This is a genomic window from Nocardia jiangxiensis NBRC 101359 (assembly GCF_000308615.1).
Classification (GTDB): Bacteria; Actinomycetota; Actinomycetes; order Mycobacteriales; family Mycobacteriaceae; genus Nocardia; species Nocardia jiangxiensis.
Genome location: NZ_BAGB01000170.1, coordinates 102,211 through 116,374 on the forward strand (window position 1 = coordinate 102,211; position 14,164 = coordinate 116,374).

General features: G+C 67.3%; 15 protein-coding genes and 1 pseudogene. 12 read left to right on the plus strand and 4 right to left on the minus strand.

Going from position 1 to position 14,164, the window contains the following annotated elements; translation table 11 throughout:
• Entirely contained in the window at positions 1-837 is an 837-nt protein-coding gene (locus ON40_RS43455) for an HpcH/HpaI aldolase/citrate lyase family protein (protein ID WP_040831592.1), read from the plus strand.
• A gap of 13 nt (positions 838-850) precedes the next feature.
• Here the strand turns inward: ON40_RS43455 and ON40_RS43460 are convergent, their stop codons facing one another.
• Entirely contained in the window at positions 851-1,624 is a 774-nt protein-coding gene (locus ON40_RS43460; RefSeq protein WP_040831593.1) for an IclR family transcriptional regulator, read from the minus strand.
• A gap of 165 nt (positions 1,625-1,789) precedes the next feature.
• Between ON40_RS43460 and ON40_RS43465 the strand changes: the two genes are divergently transcribed.
• Genes ON40_RS43465 through ON40_RS43475 form a run of 3 tightly spaced genes read left to right on the plus strand, consistent with a single transcriptional unit; the run spans position 1,790 to position 4,375 of the window.
• Positions 1,790-2,539 (plus strand): CoA transferase subunit A, encoded by a 750-nt coding sequence (locus ON40_RS43465; RefSeq protein WP_040831594.1) that lies wholly within the window; start codon positions 1,790-1,792, stop codon positions 2,537-2,539.
• Positions 2,536-3,189, plus strand: a complete 654-nt coding sequence (locus ON40_RS43470) for a CoA transferase subunit B (protein ID WP_040831595.1) — start codon at positions 2,536-2,538, stop codon at positions 3,187-3,189. The genes ON40_RS43465 and ON40_RS43470 overlap by 4 nt, the downstream gene beginning before the upstream one ends.
• Positions 3,182-4,375, plus strand: coding sequence for an acetyl-CoA C-acetyltransferase (locus ON40_RS43475; RefSeq protein WP_040831596.1), 1,194 nt, complete (start codon positions 3,182-3,184; stop codon positions 4,373-4,375). Before ON40_RS43470 ends, ON40_RS43475 begins: the two co-directional genes overlap by 8 nt.
• Before the next feature lie 327 nt (positions 4,376-4,702).
• Here ON40_RS43475 and ON40_RS43480 read toward each other — a convergent pair.
• Positions 4,703-5,716 (minus strand): annotated as a pseudogene (locus ON40_RS43480) (NAD-dependent succinate-semialdehyde dehydrogenase); the annotation flags it as partial.
• A gap of 5 nt (positions 5,717-5,721) precedes the next feature.
• Positions 5,722-6,159 carry a RidA family protein gene (locus ON40_RS43485; protein ID WP_245568256.1) on the minus strand — a complete coding sequence of 146 codons (438 nt, stop codon included), beginning with the start codon at positions 6,157-6,159 and terminating at the stop codon, positions 5,722-5,724.
• Here ON40_RS43485 and ON40_RS43490 point away from each other — a divergent pair.
• From ON40_RS43490 to ON40_RS43505, 4 genes are all read left to right on the plus strand, one after another.
• A complete protein-coding gene (locus tag ON40_RS43490) occupies positions 6,158-6,571 on the plus strand; it encodes an amidohydrolase family protein (RefSeq protein ID WP_245568259.1) in 414 nt (137 codons plus the stop codon). The genes ON40_RS43485 and ON40_RS43490 overlap by 2 nt on opposite strands.
• A 2-nt stretch (positions 6,572-6,573) precedes the next feature.
• On the plus strand, positions 6,574-7,533 hold the full coding sequence (locus ON40_RS43495; protein ID WP_040831598.1) for an amidohydrolase family protein: 960 nt from the start codon (positions 6,574-6,576) through the stop codon (positions 7,531-7,533).
• 94 nt (positions 7,534-7,627) lie between these two features.
• Positions 7,628-8,641 (plus strand): hypothetical protein, encoded by a 1,014-nt coding sequence (locus ON40_RS43500; RefSeq protein ID WP_169542012.1) that lies wholly within the window; start codon positions 7,628-7,630, stop codon positions 8,639-8,641.
• Between the two features lie 63 nt (positions 8,642-8,704).
• Entirely contained in the window at positions 8,705-8,905 is a 201-nt protein-coding gene (locus ON40_RS43505) for a hypothetical protein (RefSeq protein ID WP_040831600.1), read from the plus strand.
• Between the two features lie 24 nt (positions 8,906-8,929).
• Here the strand turns inward: ON40_RS43505 and ON40_RS43510 are convergent, their stop codons facing one another.
• On the minus strand, positions 8,930-9,742 hold the full coding sequence (locus ON40_RS43510; RefSeq protein WP_040831601.1) for a PIG-L family deacetylase: 813 nt from the start codon (positions 9,740-9,742) through the stop codon (positions 8,930-8,932).
• Positions 9,743-9,858: 116 nt separating this feature from the next.
• On the opposite strand from ON40_RS43510, the gene ON40_RS43515 reads away from it, so the two are divergent.
• The 4 genes from ON40_RS43515 (at position 9,859) to ON40_RS43530 (ending at position 14,159) form a co-directional block, all read left to right on the plus strand.
• Complete coding sequence (locus ON40_RS43515) at positions 9,859-10,815, plus strand: RNA polymerase subunit sigma-70 (RefSeq protein ID WP_051194490.1); 957 nt, start codon at positions 9,859-9,861, stop codon at positions 10,813-10,815.
• 75 nt (positions 10,816-10,890) lie between these two features.
• A complete protein-coding gene (locus ON40_RS43520) occupies positions 10,891-11,490 on the plus strand; it encodes a maleylpyruvate isomerase family mycothiol-dependent enzyme (protein ID WP_040831603.1) in 600 nt (199 codons plus the stop codon).
• Positions 11,491-11,646: 156 nt separating this feature from the next.
• A complete protein-coding gene (locus tag ON40_RS43525; RefSeq protein ID WP_083896388.1) occupies positions 11,647-13,185 on the plus strand; it encodes an ABC transporter substrate-binding protein in 1,539 nt (512 codons plus the stop codon).
• Complete coding sequence (locus ON40_RS43530; RefSeq protein ID WP_051194511.1) at positions 13,182-14,159, plus strand: ABC transporter permease; 978 nt, start codon at positions 13,182-13,184, stop codon at positions 14,157-14,159. The genes ON40_RS43525 and ON40_RS43530 overlap by 4 nt, the downstream gene beginning before the upstream one ends.
• Positions 14,160-14,164 lie beyond the last annotated feature (5 nt).

The window sequence follows — 14,164 nt, forward strand, 5'->3', positions numbered from 1 at the left end:
ATGGATTCGACGCAGGAGTCCTGGACCCCGGCGGGTCCGGCGTGGTTGTTCTGCCCGGCCGATCGGCCCGAACGGTTCACCAAGGCGGCAGCTGCCGCGGATGTGGTGATCCTGGACCTCGAGGACGGCGTCGCGGCGGCGGATCGCGCGGCGGCACGGCGGGCGGTGATCGACACCCCGCTCGATCCGGAGCGGACCGTGGTGCGCATCAATGCGCACGGCACCGAGGATCAGCGCCTGGATCTGGAGGCGTTGCGGGAGACCCGCTACACCCGGGTGATGTTGCCCAAATGTGAATCGGCGGAACAGGTTTCCTCGCTCGCGCCGCGCTCGGTGATCGCACTGATCGAATCGCCGCTCGGTGTGGTGACGGTCGCGGAATCCGCGCGGGCGGCCAATACGGTGGCCGTGATGTGGGGTGCGGAGGATCTGGTCGCCGGGCTCGGCGGTATGGCGAGTCGCCGCGCGGACGGCACGTACCGGGACGTCGCGGTCCATCTGCGTTCGGCGTGTCTGGTGGCCGCGAAGGCGTACGGCAAGCTGGCGCTGGACGGCGTATTCCTGGATATCAAGAATCTCGACGGGCTGCGGGCCGAGTCCGATGACGCCGTCGCGGTCGGCTTCGAGGTGAAAGTCGCGATCCACCCGAGTCAGGTGGCGGTGATCCGCGCGGCGTACGCGCCCACCGACGAGGAATTCGATTGGGCCAGTAGAGTTCTCGCGGCAGCGGGGAGTGAGCGCGGCGTCTTCGGTTTCGAGGGCAAGATGGTCGACGCTCCGGTGTTCCGGCATGCGGAGCAGATCGTGCGGCGGGCGGGTGACCGGGCGCTCGGCTGAGCGCGCAGGTCGATCAGAGGGATTTGAGCCGAACCGAGAGCCGATGGGCATGCTCCAACAGGAGTGTGCCCAGCTCGGTTCGTCTCGGCTCCCGGAAACGCGTCTCGACGCCGGTGAGGCTCAGCGCCCACGCGGGACGTTCGCCCCGGTCGAAAACCGCGGCCCCGATGCCCCAGCTGCCTTCGACGATCAGTCCCGGGTTCACGGCGTATCCGTCAGCCAGGGTGGTCGCGATCCGTTGGCGCACTTGCCCTTCCGCATGCACCTCACCCCACTCGGCGGCGAGGTCGGTGTGGTGGAGGTAGTCGTCGACCTCCCGGGCCGGGAGGTGGCTCAGAATGGCCAGGCCCGCCGAGGCCACGCCCAGCGGGAAGCGTTTGCCTTCGTGCAGGACGTGCGAACGCAGCGGAAAGCTGCCCTCGCGGCACAGGATGCAGACCGTTTCGTCGCCTCGATGGGCGGACAGGAATGCGCTCTCCCCGGTGAGCCGGGAGAGCTGATCGACGATGTCGCGGGCCTGGTCGGTGATGTCGTATCGGTTCGTGGCCACCGCGCCCAGCAGATACAACTCGGGCCCCAGCGACCAGCGTCCGGTCTTCGGATCCCGATCCGCCAGGCCCTGTTCGGCCAGCGAGACCAGCAGTCTGTGGGCCGTGGGACGCGCCAGACCGGTCGTATTCGCCAGTTCGGTGGTCGACGCGCCGTCGGACCGATACGCGCTGATGGCGCGCAGCAGACGCGCCGCGCGTTCGACCACATGCGAACTCTCCTGCGTCGACCGAGCCATACCTCGAGTATAGCCACGCGCGTTCACTATATGGACGCCAGGGTGGTGATCCGGTCGGATGTCGAGCAGTTCACACGAGATACTTCCCAGCTAGAGCCGCGATATTGTTCACTACCTGGGAACGGTTACGACGTCCGTTCAGTGGACGAAAGGTGCGGTAACTCAGTGGCGGTGAAGATATACGGTTCGGCGGCCGAGGCCGTCGCGGACATTCCCGACGAAGCCTCGCTCGCGGTGGGCGGATTCGGCCTGTGCGGCATCCCGAACGAGTTGATCGGCGCGCTGGCCGATCGCGGGGTGTCCGGGCTCGAGGTGTTCTCCAACAACTGCGGCGTCGACGACTGGGGTTTGGGAACCCTGTTGTCGGCCGGGCGGATTCGTCGCGTGACCGCATCGTACGTCGGTGAGAACAAGGAGTTCGCGCGCCAGTATCTGTCGGGTGAGCTGGAGGTGGAGCTCACCCCGCAGGGCACCCTGGCCGAGCGGCTGCGCGCCGGTGGCGCCGGAATTCCGGCGTTCTACACCCCGGCCGGAGTCGGCACACCGATCTCCGAGGGCGGGCTGCCGTGGCGCTACAACTCGGACGGCTCGGTGGCGATCGCGTCGCCGCCCAAGGAGATTCGCGAGTTCCGCGGCCGCAGCTACGTGCTCGAAGAGTCGATCGTGGCCGATTTCGCGCTCGTGCACGCCGAAATCGGTGACACCCTCGGCAATCTCGTCTTCGACAAGACCGCGTTGAACTTCAACCCGCTGGCCGCGATGGCCGGACGGACGACGATCGTGCAGGTCGAGAAGCTCGTCCAGCCCGGTGAGCTGGACCCGTCGCAGGTGCATCTGCCGGGCGTATTCGTCCAGCGGCTGGTGCACACAGGGCCGCAGGAGAAGCGAATCGAGAAGAGGACGGTGTCGGCATGAGCTGGACGCGTGAGCAGATGGCCGCCCGTGCCGCGGCCGAGATGGTCGATGGTGAGTACGTGAACCTGGGGATCGGACTGCCGACCCTGATTCCGAATCATCTGCCCGAGGGCGTGAACGTGGTGCTGCACTCGGAGAACGGCATCCTGGGCACCGGTCCATATCCGACCGAGGACGCGGTCGACCCGAATCTCATCAACGCGGGCAAGGAAACCGTGACGGTGAACCCGGGTGCGGCGTTCTTCGATTCGGCGTTGTCGTTCGGCATGATTCGCGGTGGGCACATCGACACCGCGGTCCTGGGCGGTATGCAGGTCTCGCGCGAGGGCGATCTGGCCAACTGGATGGTGCCCGGCAAGATGGTCAAGGGGATGGGCGGCGCCATGGATCTGGTGCACGGCGCCCGGCGCGTCATCGTGGTCATGGAGCACACCGACCGCGACGGCGGACCCAAGATCGTCGAGCGGTGTTCGCTGCCGTTGACGGGCAAGGCCGTGGTGCAGCGCATCATCACCGATCTGGGTGTCATCGATGTGCAGGACGGCACGCTGGTGCTGCGTGAGCTCGCGCCCGAGGTGACCGTCGAACAGATCACCGCCGCAACCGGTTACGAACTCATCGTCGCTCTGGAGGAACGAGCCGATGTCTGACGCACACACTTCGGTCATCGTCGCCGGCGCCCGGACCCCGGTCGGCCGGCTGCTCGGCGGTCTGTCCGGCTTCAGCGGTTCGGATCTGGGTGGTCTGGCGATCAAGGCGGCGCTGGAGAAGGGCGGCGTCGCGCCCGAGCAGGTCGACTACGTGATCATGGGTCAGGTGCTGACCGCGGGAGCGGGCCAGATTCCGGCGCGTCAGGCCGCGGTGGCGGCCGGGATCCCGATGGACGTTCCGGCGCTGACGGTCAACAAGGTGTGTCTGTCGGGTATCAACGCGATCGCGTTGGCGGATCAGCTGATTCGTGCGGGGGAGTACGAGATCGTGGTCGCCGGTGGCCAGGAGTCGATGAGCCGTGCCCCGCATCTGCTGACCAAGAGTCGCGAAGGCTTCAAGTACGGCGACGCGACCCTGGACGACCATATGATCGCCGACGGTCTGCAGGACATCTTCACCGGTCAGGCGATGGGCACGCTGACCGACGCCCGCAACGCCGTGGACGCGATCAGCCGCGAGGATCAGGACGCCTTCGCCGCCGCCTCGCATCGCAATGCCGCGTCGGCTTGGAAGAACGGTGTGTTCACCGACGAGGTGACGCCGGTGTCGGTGCCGCAGCGCAAGGGCGATCCGATCGTGGTGAGTCAGGACGAGGGGATCCGGGCCGACACGACCGTCGAGTCGCTGGCCAAGCTGCGCCCGGCCTTCGCCCCGGACGGCACCATCGCCGCCGGTTCGGCCTCGCAGATCTCCGACGGCGCGGCCGCGGTGGTCGTGATGAGCAAGGCCAAGGCGCAGGAACTGGGCCTGAGCTGGATCGCGGAGATCGGCGCGGCGGGTGTGGTGGCCGGTCCGGATTCCACCCTGCAGGAGCAGCCCGCCAACGCGATCGCCAAAGCCTGTGCGCGCGAGGGTATTTCCCCGACCGATCTGGATCTGGTGGAGATCAACGAGGCGTTCGCGGTCGTCGGGATCGCCTCGGCCCGCAAGCTCGGCATCGATCCGGAGAAGGTGAACGTCAACGGCGGCGCGATCGCGATCGGCCACCCGCTGGGCATGTCCGGCGCGCGCATCGTGCTGCATCTGGCGCTCGAGTTGAAGCGTCGCGGTGGTGGCATCGGCGCGGCGGCCCTGTGCGGTGGCGGCGGCCAGGGCGACGCGCTCATCGTTCGATCGGCAGGTTAGCGAGCCCGAGCGAGTCCATCCGGTTGTGCCATTCAGGTGGCCGAGAACGGACGGGCTCGCTCGGTCGATGCCGCTTACGGATCTGTTGGGCGGTGCGCCGTCCCTGGATGCTCTGGTGCGCCCACCTTCTCTACCGCTGGGAGTCGACAGCGGGCGAGGTGAGACCTCGATGAGGGTGAGTCCAGCTGTGGTGCATCGGCTTTCGACGTCGTGGCACCCATCTGCCGGATATCGACATGGGAGTCGATTCGGCGGTGCAACGCGGCACCGGTCGCGCGTGGTCGATGCACGTATATCGCATGCGCGTATCGCGGCAGCCGCTCCCGATCACCCGAATGGGTCGGCGGTCATCGTGTATTTGGTCTGGAGGTACTCCTCGATGCCTTCGATACCGCCTTCGCGTCCCGGACCGGATTGCTTCCAGCCGCCGAAGGGTGCCGCCGCGTTGGATACCACGCCGACGTTGAGGCCGGTCATGCCGGTTTCGAGGCGTTCGATCATGCGTTGGGCGCGGGCCAGGTTCTCGGTGTAGACGTAGGAGACCAGTCCGTATTCGGTGGCGTTGGCGATTCGTACGGCCTCGTCCTCGTCCTGGAACGGGACGATCGCCAGGACGGGGCCGAAGATCTCCTCGTGCAGGATCCTGCTGTCTGCGGGAACATCGCCGAGAACCGTTGCGGGAAAGAATGATCCAGGTCCCGCTACGGCCGTCCCGCCGATGTGCAGGGTGGCTCCTCGATGCACCGCGTCACCGACCAGGTCGTCCGCCTTGCGCACCGCGCGGTCATCGATCAGGGGGCCGATGGTGACGCCGTCCTCGGTGCCTCGGCCCATGGTGAACGTGCGTACTCGTTCGGTGACTCGCCGGGTGAATTCGTCGACGACATCGCGGTGGACGATGAATCTGTTTGCCGCGGTACAGGCTTGGCCGACATTGCGGAATTTCGCAGCCATCGCGCCGTCGACCGCGCGGTCCAGATCGGCGTCGTCGAAGACGAGGAACGGAGCGTTGCCGCCGAGTTCCACCGAAGTGCGCAGGACGTTGTCGGCCGCCTGGGCCAGCAGCAGCTTGCCGACCGGAGTGGATCCGGTGAAGGAGAGTTTGCGCAGCCGCGGATCGGTGATGATCGCCGCCGAAACCGGTCCGGCGGATGTGGTCGTGACCACGTTGAGGACTCCGGCGGGAAGTCCGGCCTCCCTGTGGATTTCGGCCAGGAACAGTGTGGTGAGCGGAGTGAGTTCGGAGGGTTTGATCAGCACGGTGCACCCGGCTGCCAAGGCGGGCGCGATCTTCCGGGTGGCCATGGCGAGCGGGAAATTCCACGGGGTGATGAGATAGCACACGATCACCGCGCAGCGGGCTGGTCGAGAACCGCCAGCAGATCACAGTGGATGCGGCTGCCGCCGTCGAGTTGGGCGGCGACGGCTTGACGGGCCGGACGGTTCGCGGGGTCGGGGAACATCGCCAGCCATTCCCGGTTGAGCGCGTCGCGGTCGCGGTAGTCCGCGAGCCAGAACGTCATCTTCAGGATGTCGTCCGTGGTACCTCCGGCCGCGGCCAGCAGTGCGCGCACATGCTCGAACACGTTGGCGCACTGCTGATCCAGACCGTCCGGCAGCTCACGGGTGACCGGATCGCGTCCGGTGAGCACGCCGGAGGCGAGTAACGGGCCGATGCGGCTGCCGACCGGGATGGGGTTGGCGTGCGTGAATCCGGGCGGATTGACGCTGACGCGGCGAGTCACGCGCGCCGACCGCCGCATCGCGGTGCCGACCTTGACCATGATGCGGGCACCGTCGCAGATGCGCGGTGCCGCAGACGCTTTCGCGGAGGCGAGCGCGAGCGTGGGCGCGTTGCACGCGGCGGGAATCCCTGTGCCGGCCGGGACCGACGCTGCCGAGCAGCCCGGACTGCCGCGCCTGGTCGCACACGGGGCGAGCTTGCACGCCGAACTCGAACTGCTGGTCGAGGCGGGACTGTCGACGGTGGATGCGCTGCGCGCGGCGACGGTGCTCCCGGCCCGACACTTCGGCATGTCCGACCGCGGCGTCATCGAAGCGGGGAGGCGCGCGGATCTGATCCTGCTCGACGGCGACCCGCTCGCCGACATCACCGCCACCCGGAGCATCCGTCGAATATGGTGTGCCGGAACAGAATACGCTGATATTGCGTCCCGCGTCACCGAGAAAGGCTGACCATGTCCGCGTCGCCCGATCCGCTGATCGACGTTCACGCCCACTTCGTCACCGACCGCTACATCGCGGCCGCCCGTGCCGCCGGACACGAGCATCCCGATGGTATGCCGGGCTGGCCGGAGTGGAGTCCCGAGGCGCATCTGGCGCTGATGGACGAGTCCGGCATCGCGACCTCGATGCTGTCGGTGTCCTCGCCCGGCGTGCACTTCGGTGACGATTCCGCCGCCCGCGAACTCGCTCGCGAGGTCAACGAATTCGCCGCGGGAGTGGTGCGTGCGCATCCCGGCCGCTTCGGCCATCTCGCGGCGGTGCCGCTGCCCGACATCGACGGGTCGCTGGACGAAATCGACTATGCGCTCGATATTCTCGGCAGCGACGGCGTCGCGATCGAGACCAACGCGCACGGTCGCTATCTGGGCGACGCGCACTACGATCCGATCTGGGCCGAACTCGATCGCCGCGGAGCCGCGGTGTTCGTCGATCCCACCTCGCCACCGCACGCCGAGGCGATATCGGTGGGACTGCCGCGGCCGATGCTGGAGTTCCTGTTCGACACCGCGCGGTCGGCGACGGACCTGCTCTTCGCCGGAGTTTTCGAGCAGTATTCCGGCATCCGATGGATCTTCACCCACGGCGGTGGCATCCTGCCGCTGCTCGCCGATCGCATCCAGCTGTTCCGGACCGCGTTCGCCGACGATCAGCCGGGCCGTGCGACCTCGGAAGTGCTGCGCGGCCTGTGGTTCGATATGGCGGGAACGCCCTTCCCACACCAGATTCCGGCACTGGAAGCATCGGTCGGTCTCGATCGTCTGGTCTACGGCAGCGACTACTGCTGGACGCCATCGGCCGCCGTGCTCGCGCAGATCGCCGGCATCGATGCTGCCGACCGGCCCGGCGAGCCCACCTGGCGCACCGTCACGACCGGCCATGCCCGAGAACTGTTTCCCGGGTTGAAACAGTAGAACGCCGAGTTGTGCCGTGAGTCGCCTGCCGCCGCCACTCGCCGAGCTTCCTTCCACCGGTTAGAGTTTCTCCGGCAGGGAGGGCATTGTGTTGATGATCGAGCACAGCGAGCGCGGCGCGACGATGATGGTGAGTCGCTTGTGGCGAACGGTCGTCGCGGATCTACCTCACCAGTCGACTGTCATGCGTCAGTGGTATCGGGCCATCGAAGAGTGGCGGACGGTCCTGCGGGTGCGATTGATCGCCGGGCAGGAAGCTTCCCGGTCCGTCTTCGCCCCGGCTGTCGAAGCGATGCGAACCGCCGGGATGGAGATCACCGAAACGACATCGGTGGGGGAAGTGGATCTCGTGCACGGTAGGTTTCCGGGCTTCGAGGTGTCCCTGATGTGGAAATTCGGAGTATTTTTTCTGATCCTGGACAGCGGCCCCGACCCGGCGTCCGACACGTCGAGAAGCGTCGCCGATCAGTTCGTTCCCTACCTCGAGGACGAGACGTCCAGGTCCGCCGGTTCGCAGCAGGGCGTTCGCGATTCCGAGTTCGTCTCGCGGGCAATCGAAGCACAGTCCCGGCAGTACCAGGACCGCGATGCGAATGCCTGGGAACACGAGCGGAGTCTGCAGGAGGAACTTCGGGTCCAACTGGACGGACTCGAGCGTCGCTTCCGGGAAGCGGACATCTGTCGCGAACTGCTTCGCGGATGGCTGGCCGCTCCGGGGGGCATACTGATCACGATGGGCATCGTCTCGGTGATCTGGCCGATCGTGCCGGCATTCGCGACGATATGCATTCTCTACGGCCTGCTGGTCACCCTCGCCTGCAGGTCGTTTCCCGGCAACGGGCTTCTTCTCCGGTGGAGCAAGCGCATCATCCTCTCGTTGGCGATTCTCGTCCTGATATTCGGTGTCGCCGCCTGGATCTGGAGAACGCAAGAGCTGTTGGCTTACGGCTGCATCGCGCTAGGGGTGATTCTCGTCCTCGGCTCGATCTGGCAGAACCGCAACATAACTCGGGCGCTGCGCAACGGCGTGAGCAGAGACGACCTCCTGAACTCGTGGGCAAGCTTGATGTCGGATACGAAGGTCAGTTGTCGGATGAGATTCCGCTAGGCAGTTTCTCGAAGTGGGGTGTGGCAGGCTGAAGCCCGCCCACACCGGTCGGGGAGCCATTGGTTGACCGCAGCGATCCGGCATGCGCCGAATGCGACGATCGCCTGGACGAGCGAGCCCGACCAGGACGGCCGACGCCTGCACCCGGCCATCGGCGACGGACTGTGGCAGTTTCCGGACCGGCGTGCCCGCCGCGACGATCATGCTGCCGACACCCGCCGAGATCACTGCCCGCTCGGCTCGGCACACGCCAGGCAGGGGTGATCTGTGCGTACCGCAGAGTGCGGGTCAGCGTAGTCCGGCGAAGAGATCGGTTTCCTGGGCGGGTGCGCCGGGGACGCGGTTGATGTGGCGGGTGAAGCTTTCCGCGGCGAAGATCATCTGCTGCAGGTCCGACGGCATGCGCAGGAACGGCACGCTGTCGCTCTGGCTGGCGTGGGCTTCGAGCGCCTTGACCTTGCGTTGCGCGTAGGGAGCCACATCCACGACCGCGGTGATCAGCTCCATCGGGGTGCCGAAGTCCTCCGGCGGTTCGAAGTCGACAAGGCCCCTGGAACGCAGCTCCTCGAACATCTCGAGGGAGCTCTCGCGCGGGATCGCGGTGTAATAGAGCTTGTCCGGAATACCGGTCTCCGTAGTGGCCGCGACCGCGATGCGGTTGGCCTGAATGTGGTCGGGGTGGCCGTAATTGCCGTTCTCGTCGTAGGTGACGACCACCTGGGGGCGGTAGTGCCGGATGAGATCGGCCAGTCGCGCGGCCGACTGCTCGACCGGAATATTGCGGAAGGCTTCCGGGTCCTGGTTGCCGTCCCAGCCGTCCATACCCGAATCGCGATAGCCGAGCAGTTCGACATGCTCGATACCCAGCAGCGCGGCGGACTCGCGGAGTTCGGAGAGTCGTTGTGCGCGTACTGCATTCGCGTCGTGCCCGGGTTCGCCGGGTTTGATGCCGCCGGGCGCGTCACCCTCTTCGCCGTTGGTGCAGGTCACCAGCACGGTCCGGATACCTTCGGCGGCGTATCGCGCGAAAACCCCACCGGTGCTGATGACTTCGTCGTCCGGATGGGCGTGTACGGCCATGATCGTCAGTTGGTCGGCCATGAGTCCCCGTCTGTGTGTGCTCGGCGATGCGGTTCTGTCACTCTACGAAGGAACACCGACACGAACGCGGCGATTCCGCGCGCAGCGGAATCGGTCCGCCGGGCTAGCATGGGCCGGTGAGCTCATCGTCGGGGCAGGTGGGAGTGGATCCCAGCGCACTCGAGGCATTGCGGATCCCGCTGACGGGGTACTGCTACCGGCTGCTCGGCACCGCCGCCGACACCGACGACGCCGTGCAGGAGACGTTGATCCGCGCGTACACCCGGTCCGATTTCTACGATCCCGGCCGGGCCCGGCTGTCGACCTGGGTGCACGCCATCGCCACCAACGTCTGTCTGGACATGTTGCGCGCGGCCCGGCGACGCATGCTGATCTGGGACGGCCCGTCGGCGCGCGATTTCGATCCGGGTGCGGTGCTACCGGACCGCTGGCTCGATCCGATGCCCGACGCGCGGCTGATCGACACCGAGGATCCCGCCGAACTGGCCGTGCAACGCGAATCGGTGCGACTGGCCTTCGTCGCGGCGCTGCAGCATCTGCCGCCGCGGCAGCGGGCGGTGCTGGTCCTGCGCGACGTGCTGGCCTTCACCGCCGTCGAGACCGCCGACATGCTCGGTGTCAGCACCGCGGCGGCGAACAGCGCGTTGCAGCGCGCCCGCGGCACCCTGGCCGCCGCGCGCACGACCGTGTCCCAGCCCGATCTCGACCCCGCCGACGAGGATCTGCTGCGGCGATACACGACTGCCTTCGAGAAGCACGACGTCGCCGGGTTGGCCGCGGTGCTGTGCGCGGACGCCGAATCGGGTATGCCGCCGTTCGCCTGGCGGATCACCGGCCGCGATGCCACGGTGGAGATCTTCGCCGCGACCGACGCCTGCGCCGGGGACCGGATGGTGCCGGTTCGGATGAACGGAGTGACCGGCGTGGGCCAGTACCGTCCCGATGCCGAGGGTGTGCTGCGCCCGTTCGCACTGGTGGCCGTGCACGCGCACGACGGTGGGGTCGCGCAAGTGATCACCTTCCTCGGCAGCGGGACGCGGTTCGCCGAATTCGGGCTGCCCGAGACAATCTGATCGCGGACCGATTATTTCCGGTCTTCCCGGTCGTAACAGTGCTGACCCCTCATCCTCCGATCGGAAGGATCGGCAATGACCGACACCGACAACCGCACCCCCGAGCGCGAGCACACGATCGCCGAACGCGAGCGTCTGGCGAACCTGCTCGCCGGATTGACCCCCGCCCAGTGGGCGATGCCCTCATTGTGCGACGGATGGCGTATTCGTGAGGTCGTCGCCCACATGACCATGCCCTACCGGACCAGGACGCCGTCGTTTCTGGCGGGGTTGATCGCGGCCCGATTCTCCTTCGATCGCTATGCGGACAAGGCTGCGCACCGCGACACCGCCCGGCTCTCGGACGTCGAGTTGCTGGCCGCGTTGCGTGACAACGTGCGGCACCCGTGGCGTCCGCCGGGCGGCGGGGCCGCGGGCGCACTGAGCCACGACGTCATCCACGGCCTCGACATCACCGAGCCGCTGGGGCTTGCGTCCGCACCGCCGGAACGCATCGCCATGGTCCTGCACAGCTCGACGCCGAAATCGTTCGCCTACTTCGGGATCGACCTGACCGGGCGGCAACTGCGCGCCGACGACGCCGAGGTCGTGATCGGCTCGGGTACGCCGATCATCATGTCCGCCAAGGACATTCTGCTCACGGTGACCGGCCGCCACCCATTGCCGGCGAACTGACCGCCGTCCTGCGCGCCGGTGAGAATCGCGGTGGGCGTTCGATCTTCGAGAGCCCACCGCGCTCGGCCGGGGCGTCGAGAACGAATGCGAGATGACCACAACCCGCCCCTGGACCGCTCAGATTAGGTTAGGTTATGCTCTCCAATACTGTCTGCGATGAGGGGGAGTCCGGTGAGTCTGTCGCGGCGGCGGTTTCTGGGGGTCGGTCTGGCGGGTGCGGGCGCTACCCTCGCGCTGGCGGCCTGCGGTTCCGGACCCGGGGGTGAAGGCGAGCCGCGTTCGGGTGGGACATTGCGGATCGGTGCGCTGGGGCAGCCGTCGAAGATCGAACGCGATCCGCACCAGACGTTGAGCAACGACAGCGATTTCCTGATCATGTCGCTGGTCTTCGATGCGCTGACGGTGCCGGGAGCGAATCCGAACGTGGCGCCGCGGCTGGCGGCGCGGTGGACGCAACAGCCGGATCCGCGGGTGTGGCGATTCGAACTCGCCGCGGGCGCGACCTTCCACGACGGCTCGCCCGTGACCTCGGCGGATGTGGAGTGGTCGCTGCGCCGGCTGCGCGAGATCGCCGGGGAGACGAAGGTTCCGGTGGCCTCGGCGCAGGATGTCGTCGCGGACGGGCCGTCCGCGGTGCGGCTGACCACCGCGTCACCGAATCGCGAGCTGCCGCTGCTGCTGCGGCTGATGACCTTCACCGTCAAGCAGGGGACCACCGATTTCACCCGGCCGATCGGCACGGGTCCGTTCCGGCTCGAATCCTTCAACGACGGCAATGCCCGGCTGGTCCGCAACGAGCACTGGCACGGCGGCGCGCCGCTGCTGGACGCGATCGAGGTGCAGCGGTTCGACAGCACGGCCGCGATGACCAACGCGATCCTCGCCGGACAGATCGATCTCGCCTCGAACGTGGGCGCGGTGGCCGGGCGCACGGCGCGGACCCGGCCGAATCTGACCGTGGTCCGCCGGGCCGACGATGTGGTCATTCCGTTGGTGATGCGGACCTCGGACGGGCCGTTCGCCGATGCGCGGGTGCGGCAGGCGTTGCGGCTGGCCGTCGATCGGGAGGAACTGGTCAAGCAGATCACCTCCGGGTACGGCACGGTCGCGAACGATGTTCTCGGCACCGGGGATCCGACCTACGACAAGACCCTCCCGCGCCGCAGCCGCGATATCCCGCGTGCCCGGCGGCTGCTCGCCGAGGCCGAATTCGACACCTCGGCGAAATACCAGTTGTTCACCAAGGAGGAGGCCGCCGGTGAGGTCGACTTCGCCAAGGTCTTCGCGAACCAGGCCAAGGACGTCGGCCTGAACATCGAGGTCGTGATCCAGGACGCCAACGTCTTCTACGACCAGACCTGGTTGAAAGCGCCGCTGTACACCGTGAACTGGGGAACCAACGATTCGGTGATCTTCTTCGCCAGCAAGACCATGTACTCGGGCACGAAATGGAACGAATCCGGTTTCAAGGACCCGGAATTCGATAGGGCCTATCTGTCGGCGTCGACCGCGGTCGACGATGCCACCTACACCGCCGCCAGTCATACCCTGCAGCGGATCGAGTACGACCGCGGCGGATATCTGGTGTGGGGGACCGCCGACGGGGTCGACGTCGCTTCCTCCGCCGTGCACGGACTGCCGCGGTTGGGCGGATACGGTCGGGTGCAGTTGGAGAAGGCGTGGATGTCGGCGTGAGCACGGCCGTGCGGGCGGCGTCGTCCGGGCGGCGGCGACGGGTCGGCATCGGCATTGCTCGCGTGGTGGGCCAGCGCGTGGTGACGCTGCTGGTCGTGTTGATCATCGTATGGGCCGCAGTCGATCTGCTGCCCGGCAACGGCGTCGCCGCCGTCCTCGGACGCGACGCCACGCCCGAGCAGATCGCGGCGCGTGAACACGCTCTCGGGCTGGATCGGCCGCTGCCGGTCCGGTTCGCATCCTGGCTGGGTGGACTGTTCACCGGTGATTTCGGGACGACCGTGCGCGGCACGTCGATCAATGCCTTGCTGGACACGAAGTTTCCCAACACGCTGCTGCTCGGTGGTGTGGCATTGGCAGTGACGGCCGTCGCGGCGCTGGCCGGTGGCGCCTGGTGGACGCTGCGCCCGCACGGTCCGGTGGCGCGCGTGCTCGGCCCGACCACGACGATGGTGATCGCGATACCCGAATTCGTGATCGCGACGTTGCTGGTGTTCGTGTTCTCGCTGGGCGCGGGGTGGTTTCCGGCGGTGACGCAGATCGATCACGCTGGGCGGCCCGCGCAGTGGTCGATGCTCGTGCTGCCGGTGCTGGCGTTGGCAATTCCCCAGTCGGGCTGGAATATTCGCGTCACCCGCGCGGCCTTGGCGGAGGCCGCGGCCCTGCCGCATGTGCGCGCCGCCGAGCTGGATGGGCTGTCGGCCCGCCGGATCATGACACACCACGTCCTGCCGCTCGCCGCACCGACGATCGTGGCGTCGCTGGTGACCTCGGCCGGGATGCTGCTGGGTGGGGCGCTGGTGGTCGAGACGATCTTCAACTATCCGGGCATCGGGTCGGTGCTGGCGAGTTCGGTCACCGATCGGGACGCTTCGGTCGTGGTCTCCGTGGTCGCGGTGACGGGTGCGGCGATCACGCTCGCGCTGTTGCTGGCGGATGCGTTGCGGGCGTGGGCAGTTCGGGGGCGGCTGTGAATTCG

Excerpts from the sequence above, each read along its gene's own strand:
- ON40_RS43520 (WP_040831603.1), top strand. The coding sequence starts at position 10,891 with ATGACCGACACCGACAACCGCACCCCCGAGCGCGAGCACACGATCGCC.
- ON40_RS43495 (WP_040831598.1), top strand. The coding sequence starts at position 6,574 with ATGTCCGCGTCGCCCGATCCGCTGATCGACGTTCACGCCCACTTCGTC.
- ON40_RS43470 (WP_040831595.1), top strand. The coding sequence starts at position 2,536 with ATGAGCTGGACGCGTGAGCAGATGGCCGCCCGTGCCGCGGCCGAGATG.
- ON40_RS43475 (WP_040831596.1), top strand. The coding sequence starts at position 3,182 with ATGTCTGACGCACACACTTCGGTCATCGTCGCCGGCGCCCGGACCCCG.
- ON40_RS43455 (WP_040831592.1), top strand. The coding sequence starts at position 1 with ATGGATTCGACGCAGGAGTCCTGGACCCCGGCGGGTCCGGCGTGGTTG.
- ON40_RS43525 (WP_083896388.1), top strand. The coding sequence starts at position 11,647 with ATGAGGGGGAGTCCGGTGAGTCTGTCGCGGCGGCGGTTTCTGGGGGTC.
- ON40_RS43500 (WP_169542012.1), top strand. The coding sequence starts at position 7,628 with ATGATCGAGCACAGCGAGCGCGGCGCGACGATGATGGTGAGTCGCTTG.
- ON40_RS43485 (WP_245568256.1), bottom strand. The coding sequence starts at position 6,159 with ATGGTCAAGGTCGGCACCGCGATGCGGCGGTCGGCGCGCGTGACTCGC.
- ON40_RS43510 (WP_040831601.1), bottom strand. The coding sequence starts at position 9,742 with ATGGCCGACCAACTGACGATCATGGCCGTACACGCCCATCCGGACGAC.
- ON40_RS43490 (WP_245568259.1), top strand. The coding sequence starts at position 6,158 with ATGATGCGGGCACCGTCGCAGATGCGCGGTGCCGCAGACGCTTTCGCG.
- ON40_RS43460 (WP_040831593.1), bottom strand. The coding sequence starts at position 1,624 with ATGGCTCGGTCGACGCAGGAGAGTTCGCATGTGGTCGAACGCGCGGCG.